Consider the following 3,994-nt stretch of genomic DNA (forward strand, 5'->3'; position numbering starts at 1 on the left):
GCACGTTGACGAGCTTGTCGTCGATGAAGCGGAAGCAGGTGTTGAACTTCACGCCGGCGAGGGCCAGACTCGCTTCTCGTAGGCAGGTGCCCCAGGGCTTGCCGCTCGGTGCCGCCGCAATGGGTTTGGCGGAGGGAAAGCGCTTGGACACATCAGCCGGCGACATGCCCACTTGCGTGCCGGGCCATAGTTCCTGGGCGTGACTTGCGGCGGCGGCGCAGGCCAATGCGGTAGCGATCAAGGCAAGGCGCGCGGCGGACTCGAACGGTGTGGTGGGGTTCATAGCGGAAGGTGAGTGAGCGAGATTCCCGATTGTCGCAGCGCCTCTGCGTCGCCGGTTAGAAAAGAAAATACCGTTGCGTCATCGGCAGGCTGGTGGCTGGCTCGCAGGTCAGCAGCTGACCGTCTGCGCGTACCAGGTAGGTCTGTGCGTCGACTTCCATCCTGGGCAGATAGGCATTGTGGACCATGTGCTGCTTGCGCACGCCGCGCACGTTTTTCACGGCGCTCACGGTCTTGGCCAGGCCGAAGCGTTCCTTGACGCCAGCGTTCAGCCCCGCTTGCGAGACAAAGGTCAGCGAACCCTTGGCAATCGCGCCGCCGAAGCCGCCGAACATGGGGCGGTAATGCACCGGCTGCGGCGTGGGGATGGAGGCGTTCGGGTCGCCCATGGCCGCCATGGCGATAAAGCCGCCTTTGAGGATGACCGAGGGCTTGATGCCGAAGAAAGCCGGTTTCCACACCACCAGGTCGGCCCACTTGCCCAACTCGACTGAGCCAACCTCGTGCGAGATGCCATGGGCAATCGCTGGGTTGATGGTGTATTTGCTGATGTAGCGCTTGGCGCGGAAGTTGTCGTGGCGGTCGCTGTCACCGGGCAGCTTGCCGCGCTGCAGCTTCATCTTGTGCGCGGTCTGCCAGGTGCGGATGATGACCTCGCCGACGCGGCCCATGGCCTGACTGTCACTGCTCATCATGCTAATGGCGCCCAGGTCGTGCAGCACGTCTTCGGCTGCGATGGTTTCCTTGCGGATGCGGCTTTCCGCAAAGGCCAGGTCTTCGGCGATGCCGGCGTCCAGGTGGTGGCACACCATCAGCATGTCGACGTGTTCGTCGAGCGTGTTGACGGTATAGGGCATGGTGGGGTTGGTGGAGGAGGGCAGGAAGTTCTCTTCGCCGACCACGCGCAGGATGTCGGGGGCATGGCCGCCGCCCGCGCCTTCGGTGTGAAAGGCGCAGAGGCTGCGGCCTTTGGTGGCGGCAATCGTGTTATCGACAAAGCCGGATTCGATAAGCGTGTCGCTGTGGATAGCGACCTGTGTGTCGGTTTCTTCCGCAACATCCAGGCAGTTGCTGATGGCCGCGGGCGTGGTACCCCAGTCTTCGTGCAGTTTCAGGCCGATGACACCGGCGTTGATCTGCTCGTGCAGCGCGGCGGGCAGGCTGGCATTGCCCTTGCCCAGGAAGCCCAGGTTCATCGGGAAGGCGTCGGCTGCCTGCAGCATGCGCTCGATGTTCCAGGGGCCGGGCGTGCAGGTGGTGGCAAAGGTGCCGGTGGCCGGGCCTGTGCCGCCGCCCAGCATGGTGGTGATGCCGGCAGTCAGCGCYTCCTCGATCTGCTGCGGGCAGATGAAGTGGATGTGCGAGTCGATGCCGCCAGCCGTGACGATCATGCCCTCGCAGCTGATGATCTCGGTGCCGGGGCCGATGATCATGTCGACGCCGGGTTGGGTGTCGGGGTTGCCGGCCTTGCCGATGGCGGCGATGCGCCCGCCCTTCAGGCCGATGTCGGCCTTCACGATGCCCCAGTGGTCGATGATGAGCGCGTTTGTCATCACGCAGTCCATCGCGCCTTCGGCCCGGGTTTTTTGCGACTGGGCCATGCCGTCGCGAATCGTCTTGCCGCCGCCGAATTTGACTTCCTCGCCGTAGCTGCCGGCGCGCAGCGTGTAGTCGGCTTCGACTTCGACCACCAAATCCGTATCGGCCAGCCGCAGCCGGTCACCGACGGTGGGGCCGAACATTTCCGCGTAGGCGCGGCGTCCAATTGTTGCCATCAAAGTGCTCCCTGCACGAGTCCTCGGAATCCGTAAACCTTGCGGTCGCCTGCGAATTCCACCAGTTCCACCGTGCGCTGCTGCCCCGGCTCGAAGCGCACGGCCGTGCCCGACGCGATGTTCAGCCGCATGCCGCGCGCGGCGTCGCGGTCAAAGCCAAGCGCGCCGTTGGTTTCGGCAAAGTGGTAGTGCGAGCCGACCTGTATGGGCCGGTCGGCCGTGTTCTGCACAACGACGGTCAGCGTGCGCCGGCCTGCATTGAGTACGTGGTCGGGGCCGTCGGTGATGAGTTCGCCGGGAATCATGGTGCGCCTCAGGCCAGTTGGGCGAGCAGGGTCACGCCGAAGAGGGCGACGGCGGCGCCAGCCGCGCGCGGCAGCCAGACGCTGGCACTGCGCAGCGCCCAGCCCGCACCCAGGCCCGCCAGGTGCAGCAGCAGCGTCGCGGCCAGCATGCCCGACAGCGTGGCCCAGGCGCTGGGTGCCCCGGCGAGTTCATAACCATGGGCAAGACCGTGGAAGACGGCGAACACACCAACGACGAGCGCCGCCGCAATGCCGGGCACATGCCAGCGCGTCACGACCAGCAGGCCGGTGACCAGCAGCGAAGCCGCGATCATGGGCTCGACGGCGGGAATCTCCAGACCCTGCAGGCCCAGCAGGGCGCCTGCCAGCAGCATGCCGGCAAAGCCCAGCGGACCCCACAGCAATTCGGGGCCGGCGCGTCGAGCGACCAGGGCGCTCCACAGGCCCACGGCCACCATGGCCGCAAGGTGGTCCATGCCTGTCAGCGGGTGGATGAAGCCGCTGAAGAAAGCACTGGCGTGGTCGTGCACCGCAGCGCCGGATTGATGATCAATATGGGCGCTGGCGCCCGCCGATATTGCGCAAGCAGCTATCAAAAAAAGAGCGTTTTTGGTTTTGATTTGCATGGTGGCGATCTCGGGTAATGCTTAAACAATGGGCTGGTGCACGGTGACCAGCTTGGTACCGTCGGGAAAAGTCGCTTCGACCTGGATGTCGGGGATCAGCTCGGGGATGCCGTCCATCACATCGGCGCGGGTCAGCACCGTGCGGCCCTCGCTCATCAGCTGGGCGACGGATTTGCCGTCGCGCGCACCTTCCATGACGGCGGCGCTGATGAGGGCTACGGACTCGGGGTAGTTGAGCTTGAGGCCGCGGGCGCGGCGCCTTTCGGCGAGCAGGGCAGCGGTAAAAATAAGGAGCTTGTCTTTTTCTCGGGGCGTCAATTCCATGGGGCTCTCTCAGGGCAGGCTGCCGGCTTGGGGATGCTTGCCGGGGTGCAAGAATGGTGCCATAAGAAACGTGAGCCACCAAGGCCGCCCCGGGCAGGATGCATGGCACAGAACATGCACCTGAAGACGGTCAATCACTCCGCGCCCGGCGCATCTGCCCACCCTATGGACGCCCCGCTCACGCCCCAGCTGCCGCCACTGCCGCCCGAAGCGGCCGGGGCCGCGCCTTTGGCGGCAGAAGCGCCGCCGCTGCAGCGCATCATCAAGGTCAGGCGCGACTACAACAGCTGGGTGGCCAGCGAAACCATGGAAGACTACGCGCTGCGTTTCACGCCGCAGCGCTTTCGCAAGTGGTCCGAGTGGCGGGTTGCCAACACCGCGTTCGGCGCGGCTTCTTTCCTGATCCTTGAAGCCGTGGGCGCCACGCTGCTGGTGAAGTACGGGTTTACCAACGCCTTCTGGGCGATCATGGCCACCGGGCTCATCATTTTCATGGCGGGCCTGCCCATCAGCATTTACGCGGCGCGCTATGGCGTCGACATGGACCTGCTGACRCGCGGCGCCGGTTTTGGCTATATCGGCTCCACGCTGACCTCGCTGATCTACGCCTCGTTTACCTTTATCTTTTTCGCGCTGGAAGCGGCGGTCATGGCTTACGCGCTGGACCTCGCCCTGGGTATCC

The 3,994-nt window shown here is 65.0% G+C and carries 5 protein-coding genes and 1 pseudogene; 1 reads left to right on the forward strand and 5 read right to left on the reverse strand.

What is annotated here, in order from left to right:
- The 5 genes from AC1DWI_RS15685 to AC1DWI_RS15705 form a co-directional block, all read right to left on the reverse strand.
- Window positions 1–283 (reverse strand): hypothetical protein (locus tag AC1DWI_RS15685; RefSeq protein WP_477725172.1); only part of this gene is annotated, 283 nt, incomplete at its 3' end.
- Between the two features lie 55 nt (window positions 284–338).
- Complete coding sequence (gene ureC, locus AC1DWI_RS15690; protein WP_477725173.1) at window positions 339–2,057, reverse strand: urease subunit alpha; 1,719 nt, start codon at window positions 2,055–2,057, stop codon at window positions 339–341.
- A complete protein-coding gene (locus AC1DWI_RS15695; protein ID WP_477668211.1) occupies window positions 2,057–2,362 on the reverse strand; it encodes an urease subunit beta in 306 nt (101 codons plus the stop codon). The genes ureC and AC1DWI_RS15695 overlap by 1 nt, the downstream gene beginning before the upstream one ends.
- An 8-nt stretch (window positions 2,363–2,370) precedes the next feature.
- Window positions 2,371–2,988 carry a HupE/UreJ family protein gene (locus AC1DWI_RS15700; protein WP_477668210.1) on the reverse strand — a complete coding sequence of 206 codons (618 nt, stop codon included), beginning with the start codon at window positions 2,986–2,988 and terminating at the stop codon, window positions 2,371–2,373.
- Window positions 2,989–3,009: 21 nt separating this feature from the next.
- Window positions 3,010–3,312 carry an urease subunit gamma gene (locus tag AC1DWI_RS15705; RefSeq protein WP_007874763.1) on the reverse strand — a complete coding sequence of 101 codons (303 nt, stop codon included), beginning with the start codon at window positions 3,310–3,312 and terminating at the stop codon, window positions 3,010–3,012.
- 165 nt (window positions 3,313–3,477) lie between these two features.
- Between AC1DWI_RS15705 and AC1DWI_RS15710 the strand changes: the two are divergent.
- Window positions 3,478–3,994, forward strand: a pseudogene (locus AC1DWI_RS15710) (hybrid sensor histidine kinase/response regulator); the annotation flags it as partial.

The organism is Polaromonas sp. P3_C2 (genome assembly GCF_056402675.1).